A 15,833-nucleotide genomic window follows, 5' to 3' on the forward strand; every position below is an offset into this window, starting at 1 on the left:
CGCGCGCTCCCTGCTGGAGTCGGCCGACGGCGGGCGTGCCAAGGGCGTGCTCCGGTTCGCCCAGCGGATGGAGCGTGACACGGTCGCCCGCTGGCTCAAGAAGATGATCGTGCTGCCCATCGGCGAGCGGACAGCGCTGATCGCGATCACCGCCGCCATCTGGAACGCCAGGGTCACGTTCCTGTCCCTGCTCTGCTGGGGCGGCGTGGCGGCCCTCTACCAGCTCGGCGGGCGGATCGCGAGGTCGGCACGATGACCTCGACCCACATGACACCCGTCCCCCGCGGCACGGTCGCGGTCTACCGCGACGACGGCCCCCTCTCGCGCGCCATGGGCCTGCTCGTGGCCGGCCAGCTCCCGCCGCTCCCGCCGGTGATCGCGGGCACGTTCGTCACCGGAGTGCTGCTGCTGCTGGGCGTGGCGGGCACGGACGGGCTCGCGGTGTTCGCGCCCGCGGTGACGCTGCTGCTGGCCGGGCCGGGGAGCACGCACGCGCACGACGGCAGGTTCGACTGGCTCGTGCCGCCGATCCTGCGGCTCATCGAGTACAGCTTCGTCGCGGCGTGCGGGTTCGCGCACGGGCTGCACCCCGTGCTGATCTTCCTACTGCTCGGCGCGCTGGCGTTCCACCACTATGATCTTGTTTATCGGCTGCGGCAGCGCGTATACCCGCCGCCGTGGCTGGCCACGTTCGGCCTCGGCTGGGACGGGCGGATGATGGCGATCTCGCTGATCGCCCTCTCCGGCTGGCTGACCGTCGGCTACGTGCTGCTCGCGCTCTACCTGTGGGCGCTTTTCGGCTGGGAGAGCCTGACATGCTGGCTGGCCGCGCCCCGATCCGGGGTGGAAGCGGCCGATGCGGGAACGCAAGACTAACCCCGGATTACCCGCGGAGGTCCCAAAGACGAATACTCTTTGGACCCACGAAGTCATGCTCGACCTAGGAGTGCACGTTGCTGGGAATGGTTCTGGCCGCTGGAGCCGGACGACGCCTGCGGCCGTACACCGACACGCTGCCCAAGGCGCTCGTGCCGGTCGACGGCGAAACCACGATCATGGACATCTCGCTGCGCAACCTCGCCGAGGTGGACCTACGGGAGGTCGTGGTCGTCGTCGGTTACGCGGCGCAGGCCGTCCACGAGCGCAAGGAGGCCCTGGAGCGGCGGCACGGCGTCAAGCTCACCCTCGTCCACAACGACAAGGCCGAGGAGTGGAACAACGCCTACTCCCTGTGGTGCGCCCGCGACTACTTCTCCCAGGGCGCGCTGCTGGTCAACGGTGACACCGTGCACCCGGTCTCGATCGAGAAGACGCTGCTGTCCGCTCCCGAGACGAGCGACATCCTGCTGGCCGTCGACAACGTGAAGAAGCTCGCCGACGAGGAGATGAAGGTCACGCTCTCGCCCGAGGGCGCGCTGCGGCGCATCACCAAGCTGATGGACCCGTCCGAGGCGTACGGCGAGTACATCGGCGCCACCCTCATCAGGCCCGGCGCCGCCGAGCGGCTGGCCGACGCGCTCAAGGCCACCTTCGAGCGCGACCCCCAGCTCTACTACGAGGACGGCTACCAGGAGATGGTCGAGCGCGGCGAGGTGATCCACACCGCGCCCATCGGCGAGGTCGACTGGGTCGAGGTGGACAACCACGACGACCTGGCGAAGGCTCGCACCATAGCCGTTCGCTACTGAGGGGGCGCGGATGCCGCTTCTAGCGAGGATGTTGCCGGCACCCCTGACCATGCAGGTCAGGCGCGGCGCGGTGGCGGAGCTCGGCGCACTGCTGGCCGACAGCCGCGTGGCCACCTCCGGCAGGGTCGCGGTGGCCGTCGGCCCCGGGCAGGGCGACCACATCGAGAGTCTGATCGCGCCCCAGCTGGACGAGGCCGAGGTGTTCAGGGTGGCCGACGGGTCGGTCGACGCGGCCGTCTCGCTCGGCGCCGACCTGCGCAAGGGCGCCTACGAGGTCGTGGTCGGCGTCGGGGGCGGCAAGACGATCGACGCGACCAAATACGCGGCCTCGCTGGCCGGCATCCCGATGGTCGCGGTGGCCACCAACCTCTCCCACGACGGCATCTGCTCGCCCACGGCCTCCCTGGTCTACGACGGAGGCAAGGGCACGTTCGGGGTGCCGATGCCGCTGGCGATCCTGGTCGACCTCGACTTCGTGCACAACGCGCCGGAGTCGCTGGTCAGGGCGGGCGTGGGCGACGTGGTGAGCAACCTGTCGGCCATCGAGGACTGGCAGCTCGGCAACATCGAGCGCGGCGAGCCCATCGACGGGCTGGCCTGCTCGATGGCCCGCACCGCCGCCGAGGCGCTCATCGGCCGTACGGACTCCATCGAGTCCGACGCGTTCCTGACCGTTCTGGCCGAATCCCTGATCCTGTCCGGCATGTCCATGGTGATCGCGGGCTCGTCCCGGCCCGCGAGTGGTGGAGATCATGAGATCCTTCATGCCGTGGATCAGCTTTTCCCCGGCACCTCCAACCACGGCGAGCTCGCCGGGATCGGTGCCGCCTTCTGCTTCTTCCTCAGGGAGGACGAGGCCCGGGTCACGCAGGTCGTCGACTGCCTGCGCAGGCACGAGCTTCCCGTCGTGCCCGCCGACATCGGGCTGAGCGGCGAGCAGTTCGCCGATGCCGTCGCCCTGGCGCCGGCCACCCGTCCGGGCCGCTACACGATCCTTGAGCATCTGCGCATGCAGGACTCCGAGATCCATGATCGGGTGGGGGACTATGTCCGGGCCTTCGGTAGATGAGCTGCGGCGGGTCGCCCAGCCCGCCGGCCACCTCGAGCGCAAGAACGGCGAGCACTGGGCAGGCGTGCTCTACATGCGCCAGCTGTCCATCTACGTCACCTGGGCGCTGACCAAGACGTCCGTCACCCCCAACCAGCTCACCTGGGTGATGACGGTGGCCGGCATCGCGGGCGGGGTCGTGCTCGCGCTGCCGGGGCTGTGGGCCGCCGTGGCCGCCGCGCTGCTGATACAGGTCTACCTGCTGCTCGACTGCTCCGACGGCGAGCTGGCCCGCTGGACAGGGCAGACCTCGCTGGTCGGCGTCTACCTCGACCGGGTCGGCGCCTACTTCGCCGAGGCGGCGGTGCTCGTCGGCCTGGGCTGGCGGGCGTCGGCCGTCCTGCCCGACTGGTACACCGTGCTGGGCTTCGCCGGCGCGCTCGGCGCGATCCTCATCAAGGCCGAGACCGACCTGGTGGAGGTGGCGCGGGCCAAGGGAGGTCTGCCGGTCGCCCCCGAGGCGTCCGTGGCGCAGTTCCGCTCCGGGCTGCTGGGGCTGGGCAGGCGGGTGCTGTCGGCGACGAAGTTCCACCGGATCGTGCAGCCGATCGAGCTGTCCCTGCTCGCGCTGGCGGCCGCGGTCATCGATCCGTTCACCGACGGGCTGACGGCGTCGCGGGTGCTGGTCGTCGCCTGTTTCGTCGCGGCATGCCTACAGGTTGTCCTGCATTTGGTAAGCATCCTCGCGTCGAAGCGGCTGGCGTGATCTCATGTCGGAACCGGAGAAGCTCCCCGTCCGTCGTATTGATCGGACGTCCGCCGTTCGGTGGGGGTTCACTGCCGGTTCCGATACGCTTAGCCCCAGCCTTTCCATTACATGCAGACCAGCAGACTCGGTGATCATGAAAGAATGCTCCGCCCGTGTTCTCAACGCGTCAGGACAGTGATTCGTTGAAGATCTCGTGCGTCATCCTCACCATGGGCAACCGGGTCGCGGAGCTGAATCGGGCAGTCGAGTCCGCGCTCAATCAGGTCGACGGCGACGTCGAGGTGGTGATCGTGGGCAACGGCGCTGACGTGCCCGAACTGTCGGCGACGCCACCCGAGGGGTCGGCCGCGGTCGTGAAATCGATCCGGCTCGACCGGAACACGGGCATCCCCGCAGGCCGTAACCGGGGTGTGGAGGAGTGCTCGGGAGACGTCGTGCTCTTCCTCGACGACGACGGCTGGTATGCCAGCCAGAAGGTCGTCGCGCACGTTCGCGACCGCTTCGCCACCGAGCCGGACCTCGCGGTGATCTCCTTCCGGGTGATGGACCCCGACGGCGGCATCGGCCAGCGGCGCCACGTCCCCCGCCTGCGGGCGGGCGACCCGCAGCGCTCCTCGGCGGTCACGACGTTCCTCGGGGGTGCCTCGGCCATCAGGCGGTCGGCGTTCCTCCAGGTCGGCGGGCTGCCCGAGCGGTTCTTCTACGCCCACGAGGAGACCGACCTGGCCTGGCGGCTGCTGGGCGAGGGCTACCGCATCGAGTACGACGCCGAGACGGTGATGTACCACCCGCAGGTCCCGCCGACGCGGCACACCGAGTTCTACCGGCTCAACGCGCGCAACCGGGTCTGGCTGGCGCGGCGCAACCTGCCGTGGCCGCTGGCGTTCCTCTACCTGACCAACTGGGTCGTGCTCACCGTCGTGCGCGAGCGCGGTTCGGGCGAGCCGCTCAAGTCGTGGTTCGCCGGGTTCTTCGAGGGGCTGCGCACTCCCGCGGGGGAGCGGCGGCCCATGGCATGGCGTACGGCCTGGCGCATGGTCAAGCTCGGCCGCCCGCCGATCGTCTGACTCAGACCTCGGTCGCTTCCCCGAAGGACATCGCGGCCCGCGCGATCGTGCTGGTGAACATCGCCCGCTTGGGCAGCCCCAGCTCGCTCAGCTCCTTGGCGATGGGATGGTTGCCCAGGCGGATCAGCGCGCCGCTGGGGCGGATCCCGGCGCCGCGGGCACGTACGGACCAGGGGACGCGCCGCGTGATCCCGTCACGGTGCGTGTAGGCGTCGAGCGGCGCCATGACTGTGGCGCCCGGCGCGGGCACGCCCGGCTTGATCAGCAGATCCAGCACGAGCCTGCCGTCCTTGCGCAGGATGCACCGTTTGTACGGCGAGCCGAGCCGCAGCTCGATGTCCGCCAGCTCCTTCGGGAACCCCCACAGCGTCCGCCCGGCCTCCAGCGTGAAGGGCCGGTCCACGGGCAGCCAGTGCACGAACACCCCGGCCTGCCGCAGGTCCCACAGCCCCCCGGTCCCTGAAACGCCCGGAGGGCGCACCAGGAACGCCATGCCGAACTCGTGGTAGGGGTCGAGGTCGCCGTCGCGGTAGTCCACGAACAGCAGCATGCAGACGGCCTTGCCGGGCAGGACCTCGGTCACGTCGAGTCCGGAGTACGCGATCACCGCCCTGGCGGCGTCGGCGCGTACCGCGTAGAAGGCGCTGCAGACCTCCGCGTCCCGCACCCGCACCGGCATGGCCACCGTCCGGCCCTGGATGAGATGCGTTGCCATGGTTCCCAGTACATCAACCCCTCGGTCCTGTCGCCATTCCCGCCCCCGATGTCCTTCCGTGGTGGGCTGGCCGGCGTCCTTCTGGGGTGCTTGGCCGTCCCGCCGGTGCCCTTCGCCGCGGCCGCCCACCGCCCACCCGTCCGAGCGGCCGCGCCTTCGTGGCGGGCGTGCGATAGACGCCCGGCATCCGTGACAGCGGGCGGGTGGGTCAGACCGCCAGGGCGTGGGCGGGGAGGCCGGCCCAGGACTCGGCACGGCGGACGAAGGCGGCCGCGTGGTCCGGCCAGTGGTGGCGCAGGCGGGCCTCCGTGTGGCCCAGCGCGCCCAGCCGGGCCCGCCGTGCCGGGTCCTCCTTCAGGTCCAGTACGGCGTTCAGCACCGCGTCCACGTCCAGCGGCACCACGAGCCCGCACCCGATGGGTTCGACCATCGCGGCACCCTGGGGCGTCGTGATCACCGGCAGCCCGCGCCCCATGTAATCCATGATCTTGGTGGGCGAATTCCGCACCGTGTCGTCGGCCAGCGACAGGCCGGCCAGCGCCCCCTCGGCCATCCGCAGCGCGTGCCGGCTGGGCACGTACCCGAACCAGTCGAGCAGCCCCACCCGCTGCGCGTCACGCAGGAGCGGGCGGACGTCGCGGTCGGCGGCGCCGATGAGGTCGAGCCTGACGCCGTGCGGGATCAGCCGCTCGGCCAGCCCGATCAGCTCCGACACGCCGCGCTCGGCCGAGAGGCGGCCGATGTGCACGACCCTGGTGTCGCCGGGAGGAGGCGGGCTGGGCGACACCAGGGTCGCCTCGGGCACCACCGCGGCCGTGATCACCTGGTGGCGTCTCCCGGCCCGGGCGAGCTGCTTGGAGGTGGCCTGCTCGCGTACGTCCCAGACGACCGGAGGGCGCCGGTAGGGCAGCGCGCGCAGCAGCCGCTGCTCGTGCACGATCAGCAGGTCCGCGTCCTTCACGCCGCGTTTGAGCGCCGCACGCGCCCTGCCGTACGAGGCGTGCCGCGCCACGTCTATCGCGGTGAGCCCCATGGCGGGGGTCACGTTGAAGTACGTGAACGGCGCGACGTAGGTGACCTCGTGGCCCGCGTCGAGCAGCGCCCTGATCTGCCGATGCATGATCCGGGCGTCCTCGGGATGGTGGACGGTCGTGGCGACACATGCGCGCATGTGTCGATGCTCCGCGCCTACCAGGTCAAAGGCGTAAATACGGGTGAAACGGTCGCTTAACTTCGGGAGGGGCGGCGATAGAGCCAGACCAGCCGGGGCTCGAGCACCCACTTGAAGATCATGCGGGTCTCCGGCAGGCACAGCACGATGGCCAGCGCGAAGCAGCTCGAGGCGATCGCCAGCGCGCCGAGCGGCCCGAACAGCCACGGGAACTCGAGCCAGCCCATCTCCTTGGCGATCAGCACCGGGATGCCGTGCAGCAGGTAGCAGTAGAGCGTGCGGGTGCCGAGGTCGGAGAACCACGTCTCGCCCCTGGGCACCAGCGCCAGCACGGCGAAGCACATGGCCAGCGAGCACACCAGCAGCCCGACGCGCAGGCCGAGGCCCATGTACCACGACAGGTGGAGGTCCTGGTAGCTCGCCTTGAAGTAGAACGGGTCGAGCGGTGCCTTCGGTGCGAGGTAGATCGCCACCGCCGCCGCGCCGAGGATCGTGAGGACCCCCAGGATCTTGATCCAGCGCCGGTTGAGCATCTCGAAGTGCTCGGGCTGCATCACCAGGCCGATCACGAAGAACGGCATGAGGCCGAAGAAGCGGTCCATGCTGAAGTCGCCCGAGATCTGCGAGAACCCGGCGAACAGGTAGATCGCGATCGCCACCGGCACGGGATATTTCATCCGCTTCCACACCGGCGTGGACAGCCGCCAGAACAGCAGCGCCAGCAGGTACCAGTTGAGCCACGCCGGGTCGATGATCGTCAGGCTCCACTTCTGGCCCACCGAGACGCGGAGCAGGGCGTAGCCGACCTCGACGATCACATAGGGCACGAGGAACGTGTCGACCAGCTTGTTGGTCTTCGCGTTGGAGTTCCAGAAGTTTCTCGACAGGTAGCCGCTGATCAGCACGAACAGCGGCATGTGGAAGGTGTAGATGAAGATGTAGAGGGCCCTGTTGGAGTCGGCCGCGAGCGTCGGCACCAGCGAGTGGCCGATCGGCACCAGCGCGATCAGGACGAACTTGACGTTGTCGAGGAACGGGTCGCGCTTGCGCTTGGGCGGCTGTGCTTCCTGCTGCGGCTCCGGCTGCTGCTGCGGCTGGTCGTCCGTCGTCGTCCGCGGCTGCGGCCGGGAGCGCTCGGCCCCCGCCTGCGGCTGCGGCTGGGGGCGCTCGTCGGTCGTCGTCTGCGGATCGTCGGCCCTCACCGCGGGCTGAGGCTCGGTGAGCTCTCCTGGCGCGACCCCGTGCGGGTCGGCCTCCTCGCTCCAGAACGCCTCCTCCGGCAGCGGCCAGCGGGCTCCCGTCTGGGCGGGGCCGCCGGCGTCCTCCTCGGGGCTCCGCGGAGTCTTGACCGGTGGGGAGAATCTGGTGTCAGACACAGGGGGAGTCGCTCAGCTTCGCTCGGGGCCGGGGAACACGACGGCAGCACGAGCAACGGATGGCCTCTCGGCTCCGTGTCGCGCTGCGTCGCCGACCCGCAACACACTATCCCGCCCGGCGGCTCCTGTCGCTCGCGTGGACGGAGAACGCCCGTTTCCACAGGGAATTTGGAGCCTCAGGTGCAGGCGTTCTTCTGCTCGGACGCGGTGATGGTGCTGTTGTTGACGCTGTCGGGCAGCTTGGTCACCTTGACCGAGTCGAAGTCCTCACCGACGACGAGCTGCATCACCGGAGTGCCCTTGGGTGAGGCGCCCGTGGTGGGGGTCGGCGCGGTGTACGGCTGCGGATTGGTGACCGCGACCTTGCCCGCCGCCGGAGCCGGCTTGGGCACGACGGCTCCGGCCAGCGTGCTCGCGTAGTCGGGGGCCGTGTCGATGGTCTTGGCGTAGTGGATCTCACTCTTGGTCAGGCTCTGACCGCCCGCGGCCTCGAAGTTGCCCAGGCCGACGACGTTGAAGCCCTCCTTGGCCAACTGGTCGGCGACCTCGCGCGCCTTGCCCACGGTCTTGGTGCCGTTGAGCACCTGGACCTTCACCTGCTCGGGCTTGACCGTGACCTTCGGCTTGGCACTCGCACTGGCACTGGCGGACGGTGCCGGGGTCGTGACCTCGGTGTCGGTCTTGATCGAGGTGAACAGCTCGTTGGCGTCGGGCTGCGTCCAGACCACGCGGTTCTTGTCCTCGGGGTCGGGCCCCCACGGGATCGTCGTGAACTTGACGCCGCCGGCCGTCATCTCCTTGGCGCTCATCGCGATATTGATGAGCTGCTCGGTGTCGTTGGCCAGATCGGGGTCCATGGTGACCGACCCGGCCGCGGCGGCGATGAAGTCCCTGAGCTTGCCGACGTCGGTGAGCAGCTCGCTGCTGGTGGCCTTGGCGACGACCTTGCTCAGGAAGATCTGCTGCCGCTTGATGCGCTGGATGTCGCTGCCGTCGCCGTAGTGGCGCAGGCGCACGTACCCCAGGGCCTTCTCGCCGTTGAGCAGGCTCTTGCCCGGCGGCAGGACCAGCTTGGAGTTCTTGTCGTTGACGCCGGACTTCAGGCAGATCTCGATACCGCCGAGCGCGTCCACGATGTTCTTGAAGCCGCTGAAGTCGACCTCGACGAAGTGGTTGACGCGGATGCCGGTGAGGGTCTCGATCGTGGAGATCGTGCAGGCGATGCCGCCGGAGTTGTACGCCGAGTTGATCATGTCTCGGCGCGGGGGCATCTCCTGCTTGGTGGTCTCGTTCTTGCACCTGGGGATCTGCACCATCGAGTCGCGCGGGAAGCTGATCAGGCGCGCCTTGTCCCGGTTGGGGGAGATGTGCATGAGGATGATCGTGTCGGTGCGCTTGCCGCCCGCGTCGGCCGTCCTGGCGAGCTGCTGGCCGTATTTCGCGTTGCCCTTGCCCGCGCGGGTGTCGGAGCCGACGAGCAGGACGTTGAGCGCGCCGGTGTCCGGGGGCCTCGGGTTGATGATGTCGTTGTTGACGCTCTTCTGCTTGATGTTGCTGAAGGCGTCGCGATAGACCGTGTAGCCGGTCAGCGCGCCGGCCACCATGACCGTGGTGACGCCGATGCTGACCCAGGCCAGGATGCGCATCTTGTTCTGGCCACCGCCGCCACCGCCACCGCGGTGGCTGCGTGGCGGCCGGTCGTCGGGCGGGGGCGGCGGCGCGGAGGCCGCCGCTCTGCGTGCCATCCTGCTGCCAGGCTGGGTGGGGGCAGCCCTGTAGTCCTGCCCGGATTCGACTACGGGCACGCTCCTGTAGTCAGTCATACGTCCCCTAGCCTCACTTCTTGCGCCTGACGCGCTGGCTGCGTCGTCTCGAGCCACGAGACGAGGTCACGTACGGCGTGCCGGGTGTCATGACCGTGGGGAACGACCGTGACCCGGGCGTGATGTTTCCGCGGCAAAGCATACTCAGAGCCGGACATTGGGTGGAATATCATCGCCAAACTCATTATCGCCTCCGGACTGTCTTAGCACGTCAGGCCTGATGCTCAGAGCCGCCGCCAAACAGGCCAGGGGTACGGCCGGCAACACGTACCGGTAGTCGAACTCCGCCACCGCGGCCGGTGTGACCAGCAGCACGACGGCCGCTGACCAGGGCACCAGCCAAGCCGGAGGGCCGGCGAGGCGCCGTCCCTGACGCCTGCGCGCGAAAGCCGCCACCGGGGGGACCAGCAGAGCCCCCAGGAGCACCAGGCCGGGCAGCCGCGCCATGCTCTGGTAGGCCCTCAGCCATCCGGCGAAGGGCTCTACGATCTTCGTACCGATCGCACCCTGTTCGTAGAGCTTGGCATAATCGGCGCCGACCTGCGCGGGATAGCGGCCAGGTGGTCCGGGCTCCGTCACCGGGAACTGGTAGTAGCCGTAGATCTCCGGGTCGGGATAGACCGGGCGGTCCCACGTGAAGGTGCGGCCCAGCTCGGTCAGCACCGAGGCGGCGTAGTCGAGCGGCTGACTGGTGATCGCCAGCGTCGCGAACCTGCCCGCCAGGTCGTCGGTCTCTTTCGTGAACGTGATCCCGGGCAGCTGCACGAGGGGGGAGTCCTTCGCCCAGATGTACTCCTGGGAGGGCGGGCGCCGCTCCGGCGGGCGCGGGTCGCACAGGACCCTCAGGTCGGGGGGCGGGTCCATCTTGGCGCAGTCGGCGAACGACATCGTCCGGGCGTACAGGAAGGCGCCGTTCGCGCCTACGAGGCCGACGCGGTGGTACGTGGCGTAGAACCAGCCGCCGTACGCGATGACCGGCACGAGCGCGGCCGCCAGCAGCACCCCGGCCATCCCCACCCGCCTGCGCAGCACGAACCACGCGGCGAACAGCACGATGAGAGGCTGGCCAATGGTCCTGGTGAGGGTGGCGGCGGCCAGCAGCAGCCCGATGGCGACCACCGTGGCCCGCCGCTCCGTCATGCACAGCGCCACCGCCGCCACGACCAGGAACATGAACAGCGTGTCGGAGACGAGCAGGTGCTCCAGCTGGACCTGGTACGCGTCGAGCAGCACCGGCACCGTGGCCAGCGTCGCCACCCACCTGGGCGCCCTTCTGGCGACCCGGTAGATCAGCACGCCGGTGGCCAGGCCGAGCAGGTGCTGCGCGGCAATGACCATCCCGAAGCTGTGGAACGGCTCCAGCAGCTTGATGAACATCGAGTAGCCGGCCGGCCTGACAAGGTCGGGGCGCGGTTTGAAGACGGTGACGATGTAGGTGTAGGAGTCGGGGAACCACAGGGCCGGCCGGTAGCCCAGCATCGCCGCGGCGCGCAGGGCCGTGCCTAGGGCGAGGACGACCAGGAACCAGCGGTGCCGCTTCCACCAGGACGGATCGGCGCGAGCCTCCGCCATCACCCGCACGTCCTCCCGCTTCTTTCCGGCACGTCGCGCCGCGAATCCGCTACCGGCGGCGGCCCGAAATACGCTACCCGCGATTTCGCGGAGCCCGTGCCATCGATGGCGCGCCCGCGCGTTCGTCGAAGTCGCCTCTCTGGTTGGATACGCTCGCTCTCCGATGGAACTCGATCGACCCGGGCGGGTCCTCGCCGCGCTCTCTGTGATACCGGCGCTCGCCGTGGCGGGCTGGCTGCTGGCAGGACTCCCGCTGCTCATGCTCGGCTGGTTCGCGCCGCTGCCGGCCGGGCTGGTCGGGCTGTCCGCCGCCGCCCTGCTGTGCTGGGCCGGCACGCGGCGGCTGGGCAAGGTGGTCGAAGCCACGTGGCGGCAGGTCGCCGGCGTTGTGGCGGTGGCCGTGGCGTCGGGCGTGTTCAACGTGGTCATGCACGCCGAGCAGGTCATCGTCCGGCGGGACCCGGCGACGTACGCGCAGTACGCGGCCTGGATCGCGGGCCACGGCTCGCTGCCCATCCCGACGCAGGCCGCGGCCTTCGGGGGCGCCGATCCTTCGCTGATCTTCGACAGCGTCGGGTTCTACCCGATGGACGGGGCGGTGGTGCCGCAGTTCATGCCCGGCCCGCCGATGTTGTTCGCGGTGGGCGACTGGCTGGGGGTGCCGTTCGCGGTTCCGGCTGTCCTGGGCGGGCTGGCCGTGCTCACGATGGGCGGGGTGGTGGCGCGGCTGGCGGGGGCGCGCTGGGCGGTGCCGGCGTCGGCCGTCCTCGCGGTGAGCCTGCCGGTCCTCTACACCTCGCGCAGCACGTTCAGCGAGATCCCGTCGTTGGTTCTGCTGTTCGGCGGGCTGGCGCTGGCGCACGACGCGCTCGCCCAGCCGGGCGTGCCGGGTGGGTCATCGAAGGGCGGGTCCGGCTGGGGGCGGGGAGTCCTGGCCGGGCTGGCGTTCGGGCTGGCCGTGCTGGTCAGGGTGGACGGGCTGCGCGACGTGCTGCCCGTACTGGCGTTCGCGGGGCTGCTGATCGCGATGCGGCGCTTCGCCAAGCCGCAGGGGGCGCTGGGGCTGCCGCTGCTGGCCGGGCTCGTCGTGGGCGCCGGTGCCGGGATGCTGGCCGCGTACCTGCTCGCCCGGCCCTACCTGTCCTACCTGTCGAGCTCGGTCAAGCCGCTGCTGCTCATCTGCGCCGCCGTCCTCCTGCTCACCGTGGTCGGCACGGCCGCCGCCCCGGTGCTCGCCAGGATCCGCCTGCCGAAGTGGGCCCCCACGGCCGGTGCCGGGCTGGTGGTGCTCCTCATGATCGGCCTGTACGTCCGCCCGTGGCTGCAGACCGTCACCCGGGTCCCCACGACGCTGGAGGACCGCCGCACTGAGCTGATGATCCAGCAGACCCAGCAGGTCAACCACCTGCCCGTCGACGGCACGCGGCTCTACTTCGAGAACTCCCTGCACTGGGTGATCTGGTACGTCGGCCTGCCCGTCGTGGTGCTGGCCACACTCGCAGCGGCGGTGCTGGTACGGAAGCTGCTGCGGAACGGCAGGCCGTTCGAGTGGCTGCTGCCGCTCGCGGTCGTCGGCTGGACCACCGTCACCACGCTGGTGCGCCCCGAGATCACCCCCGACCATCCGTGGGCCGCCCGCCGCCTCGTCCCCATCGTGATCCCCGGGCTGATCCTGCTGGCCTCGTACGGGCTGGCCTGGCTACGCGATCAGGCGTGGCTACGCGACCTCGCCGTACGGCGCGGCCCCGCCTGGTTGTCCGGCCCCCGGCTCCGGCGCGGGGGGATGGCGCTCGCGGTGCTGGCCGTTCTCGTGCCACCGGCCGTCACCTCGATCGGGACCGCGTTCAACCCGGTCGAGCAGGGGGAGGCGGCGGCCGTGACGGCGATGTGCGCGAAGATCCCGCCCAACGCGTCGGTGCTGATCGTGGAGCGGGTCACCGGCGACCGGTTCACCCAGCTCGTGCGCGGCATGTGCGACCGCCCGGCTGCGAAGGTGGCTCTGGACAAGGATCCGGACGTTGCCCCTGAGGCGGAGGTGCGCCGCCTGATCGAGCGCGTGCGCGCCACGGGCCGCGTCCCCGTCGTGCTGGCCGCCGAGGCCGCCCAGGTCTCGCCGTACGGACCGGCGTCCCAGGTGATGGCGCTGGTCAGTCGCCAGGACGAGCGCTCGCTCGTGGACCCCCCGGACGGCACCTGGTCCCTCCGGATCAACGCCTGGATGGCCCTGCCCTGACCCCCACGATATGGATCTTGGAAGTGTGGGGCTCCCACTAGGGCCTATGCGGACTCAACTCGACTCGGCGGCTTTGAGTTGGGCAGATTGACCTGCACCTCGCCGTGAACGGGGAGGATTCCCGTCCCGCCTTCGGCGGGAACTCGCTTGGTTATCGCCCGCGTGCCAAAGACAGCGGAGGATCCGGGTCCGTGCTACGCGCTTCGGACCGTCCCCCTGACGGGAACCGCACTCATCCTCGGCCTGAAGGCCAAGGCTTTTCTGCGGACCTCCGGTAACCTCAAACCTCGTGAGCACGCTTGAGACCCCCAAGAGTAGTGGACCTGCCGTGGAAGAAGCGCCGTACGTCACCATCGTCCTGCCCTGCTACAACGAGCAGGATCATGTCATCGACGAAGTAGAGCGCATCACGAGGGCCATGGACTCCAGCGGCTACACCTATGAGCTCGTGGCCGTGGACGACTGCTCGACCGACGACACGCTGGCCAGGCTGGAAGAGGCCGCCCCCCAGTACCCCCACCTGCGCATCCGCGCCTTCCACCGCAACGGCGGCGCAGGGACCGTGCGGCGCATCGGGACGCAGGAGGCCAGGGGTGAGATCGTCGTCTGGACCGACGCCGACATGACCTACCCCAACGAGCGCATCCCCGAGCTGGTGCAGATCCTGGAGAAGGACCGCACGATCGACCAGGTGGTGGGCGCGCGCACGAGCGAGGAGGGCTCGCACAAGTTCCTGCGGGTCCCGGCCAAGTGGGTGATCCGCAAGGTGGCGGAGATCCTGGCCGGGCAGAAGATCCCCGACCTCAACTCCGGGCTGCGGGCCTTCCGCAGGACGGTGGCCAAGCCCTACCTGCGGCTGCTCCCGCCCGGGTTCTCGTGTGTGACGACGATCACGTTGTCGTTCCTGTCCAACCAGCACGACATCTACTACCTGCCGATCGACTACGCCAAGCGGGCAGGTAAGTCGAAGTTCAGCTTCGTGTCCGACGCGTACCGCTACATCCTGCAGGTGCTGCGGATGATCATGTACTTCAACCCGCTCAAGGTGCTCATGCCGCCCGCGCTGTGGCTGGTGGGCATCGGGTTCGTCAAGGGAGTGGTGTGGGACATGGTTCTGCACCCGTTCTACTTCCCGGTCAACACCTTGATGATCTTCCTGTCCGGGTTGCTGATCGGGGCCGTGGCGCTGCTGGCCGACCTGATCGTGCGGTCGCGGGGAGAGTAGGCGCGTGCGGATCGCGATCGTCGGCCCGAGCTACCCGTACAAGGGGGGCGGGGCTCAGCACACCACCGAGCTGGCGCACCGGCTCGCGGCCCAGGGGCATGACGTGGTGATCGAGTCCTGGCGGGCGCAGTATCCGTCGTTCCTCTATCCGGGGCAGCAGACGATCTCCGCGCCTGAGGGCACGCCCTTTCCGAGGACCGTGCGCAGGCTCGACTGGCGGCGGCCCGACGGGTGGGTCTCTGCCGGCAGGCGGCTGCGGTCGGCTGATCTCGTGGTGCTGGCCGTGCTGAGCCCGGTGCAGGTCCCCGCATATTTGGGGATTTTGTATGGGATAAGGCGAAAAGTCCGGACCATTGCCCTCTGCCACAACGTGCTGCCCCATGAGCGCAAGCCGTACGACGAGCCGCTCATGAAGGCGCTGCTCAAGCGGGTCGACGGTGTGCTGACCCACTCCGAGCAGCAGGCGGAGCTGGCCAGAGGGCTGACGGGCAAGCCGATCGGCGTGGCGGCGCTGCCACCGCACCTGCCCTCGACGAATGCCGAAAAATCCACCCAGGTCCATCGCCGGTTGCTCTTCTTCGGCATGGTGCGGCCGTACAAGGGGCTGGATCTGCTCCTCAAGGCACTACCGGAAGGGATCGGGCTGACGGTCGCGGGTGAGTTCTGGGGCGGGCTGGACGAGACTGAGGGGCTGATCGCCGAGCTGGGCATCGGCGACCGGGTCGAGCTGCGCCCCGGCTACGTGGCCGCCTCCGACGTGCCGAAGCTGTTCGCCCAGGCGGACGCGCTCGTGCTCCCGTACCGGAACGCGACCGCCAGCCAGAACGTCTGGCTCGGCCACGAGCACGGCGTGCCCGTGATCGCCACTCGCGTCGGCGCGCTCGCCGACCACGTCACCGACGGGGTGGACGGGCTGCTGGTCGAGCCGGGTGACGTCGGGGCGCTACGCGCGGCGATCGAGCGGTTCTACGCCTCGGGGGAGCCGGAGAGGTTGCGGTCGGGCGTCAAGGCGGTCGATCCGGAGCCGTTCTGGTCGGCGTACACGGGGGTGCTGCTCGCCGTCTGACGGCCGAGCACGAACGAGATGGCCGCGGCGGTCGCGTCGGCCAGCGTGAACGCCAGCCGTGACACGATCGCCACCGCCAG

13 protein-coding genes and 1 pseudogene are annotated in these 15,833 nt (G+C 69.6%); 9 read left to right on the forward strand and 5 right to left on the reverse strand.

Annotation, left to right across the window (positions count from 1 at the left end):
• The 6 genes and pseudogenes from AB0J09_RS33820 to AB0J09_RS33845 form a co-directional block, all read left to right on the forward strand.
• Positions 1–256, forward strand: a pseudogene (locus tag AB0J09_RS33820) (CDP-alcohol phosphatidyltransferase family protein); the annotation flags it as partial.
• A complete protein-coding gene (locus AB0J09_RS33825; RefSeq protein WP_360699714.1) occupies positions 253–876 on the forward strand; it encodes a DUF5941 domain-containing protein in 624 nt (207 codons plus the stop codon). The pseudogene AB0J09_RS33820 and the gene AB0J09_RS33825, both read left to right, overlap by 4 nt.
• Before the next feature lie 77 nt (positions 877–953).
• Complete coding sequence (locus AB0J09_RS33830; RefSeq protein ID WP_360699717.1) at positions 954–1,688, forward strand: phosphocholine cytidylyltransferase family protein; 735 nt, start codon at positions 954–956, stop codon at positions 1,686–1,688.
• A 28-nt stretch (positions 1,689–1,716) separates the two neighbouring features.
• Positions 1,717–2,757: an iron-containing alcohol dehydrogenase family protein gene (locus AB0J09_RS33835; protein ID WP_360699750.1), complete on the forward strand. Its 1,041-nt coding sequence runs from the start codon at positions 1,717–1,719 to the stop codon at positions 2,755–2,757.
• Positions 2,735–3,502, forward strand: coding sequence for a CDP-alcohol phosphatidyltransferase family protein (locus AB0J09_RS33840; RefSeq protein WP_360699720.1), 768 nt, complete (start codon positions 2,735–2,737; stop codon positions 3,500–3,502). Before AB0J09_RS33835 ends, AB0J09_RS33840 begins: the two co-directional genes overlap by 23 nt.
• 185 nt (positions 3,503–3,687) lie before the next feature.
• Positions 3,688–4,572 (forward strand): glycosyltransferase, encoded by an 885-nt coding sequence (locus AB0J09_RS33845; RefSeq protein WP_360699723.1) that lies wholly within the window; start codon positions 3,688–3,690, stop codon positions 4,570–4,572.
• 1 nt (position 4,573) lies between these two features.
• Here the strand turns inward: AB0J09_RS33845 and AB0J09_RS33850 are convergent, their stop codons facing one another.
• The 5 genes from AB0J09_RS33850 to AB0J09_RS33870 all read right to left on the reverse strand — a co-directional run bounded on the left by AB0J09_RS33850 (position 4,574) and on the right by AB0J09_RS33870 (position 11,229).
• Complete coding sequence (locus AB0J09_RS33850) at positions 4,574–5,287, reverse strand: acetoacetate decarboxylase family protein (RefSeq protein WP_360699726.1); 714 nt, start codon at positions 5,285–5,287, stop codon at positions 4,574–4,576.
• Positions 5,288–5,495: 208 nt separating this feature from the next.
• Entirely contained in the window at positions 5,496–6,458 is a 963-nt protein-coding gene (locus AB0J09_RS33855; protein ID WP_360699729.1) for a glycosyltransferase, read from the reverse strand.
• A gap of 56 nt (positions 6,459–6,514) precedes the next feature.
• Entirely contained in the window at positions 6,515–7,834 is a 1,320-nt protein-coding gene (locus AB0J09_RS33860; RefSeq protein ID WP_360699732.1) for an acyltransferase family protein, read from the reverse strand.
• A 176-nt stretch (positions 7,835–8,010) separates the two neighbouring features.
• Positions 8,011–9,657, reverse strand: a complete 1,647-nt coding sequence (locus tag AB0J09_RS33865) for an LCP family protein (RefSeq protein WP_360699735.1) — start codon at positions 9,655–9,657, stop codon at positions 8,011–8,013.
• A gap of 144 nt (positions 9,658–9,801) precedes the next feature.
• On the reverse strand, positions 9,802–11,229 hold the full coding sequence (locus tag AB0J09_RS33870; protein WP_360699738.1) for a hypothetical protein: 1,428 nt from the start codon (positions 11,227–11,229) through the stop codon (positions 9,802–9,804).
• Between the two features lie 163 nt (positions 11,230–11,392).
• Between AB0J09_RS33870 and AB0J09_RS33875 the strand changes: the two genes are divergently transcribed.
• The 3 genes from AB0J09_RS33875 (at position 11,393) to AB0J09_RS33885 (ending at position 15,753) form a co-directional block, all read left to right on the forward strand.
• Positions 11,393–13,462 (forward strand): hypothetical protein, encoded by a 2,070-nt coding sequence (locus AB0J09_RS33875; protein ID WP_360699741.1) that lies wholly within the window; start codon positions 11,393–11,395, stop codon positions 13,460–13,462.
• A gap of 289 nt (positions 13,463–13,751) precedes the next feature.
• On the forward strand, positions 13,752–14,687 hold the full coding sequence (locus tag AB0J09_RS33880) for a glycosyltransferase family 2 protein (RefSeq protein WP_360699744.1): 936 nt from the start codon (positions 13,752–13,754) through the stop codon (positions 14,685–14,687).
• Between the two features lie 4 nt (positions 14,688–14,691).
• Complete coding sequence (locus tag AB0J09_RS33885) at positions 14,692–15,753, forward strand: glycosyltransferase family 4 protein (RefSeq protein ID WP_360699747.1); 1,062 nt, start codon at positions 14,692–14,694, stop codon at positions 15,751–15,753.
• Positions 15,754–15,833: the final 80 nt, after the last annotated feature.

The organism is Nonomuraea sp. NPDC049784 (assembly GCF_040659615.1).
Classification (GTDB): Bacteria; Actinomycetota; Actinomycetes; order Streptosporangiales; family Streptosporangiaceae; genus Nonomuraea.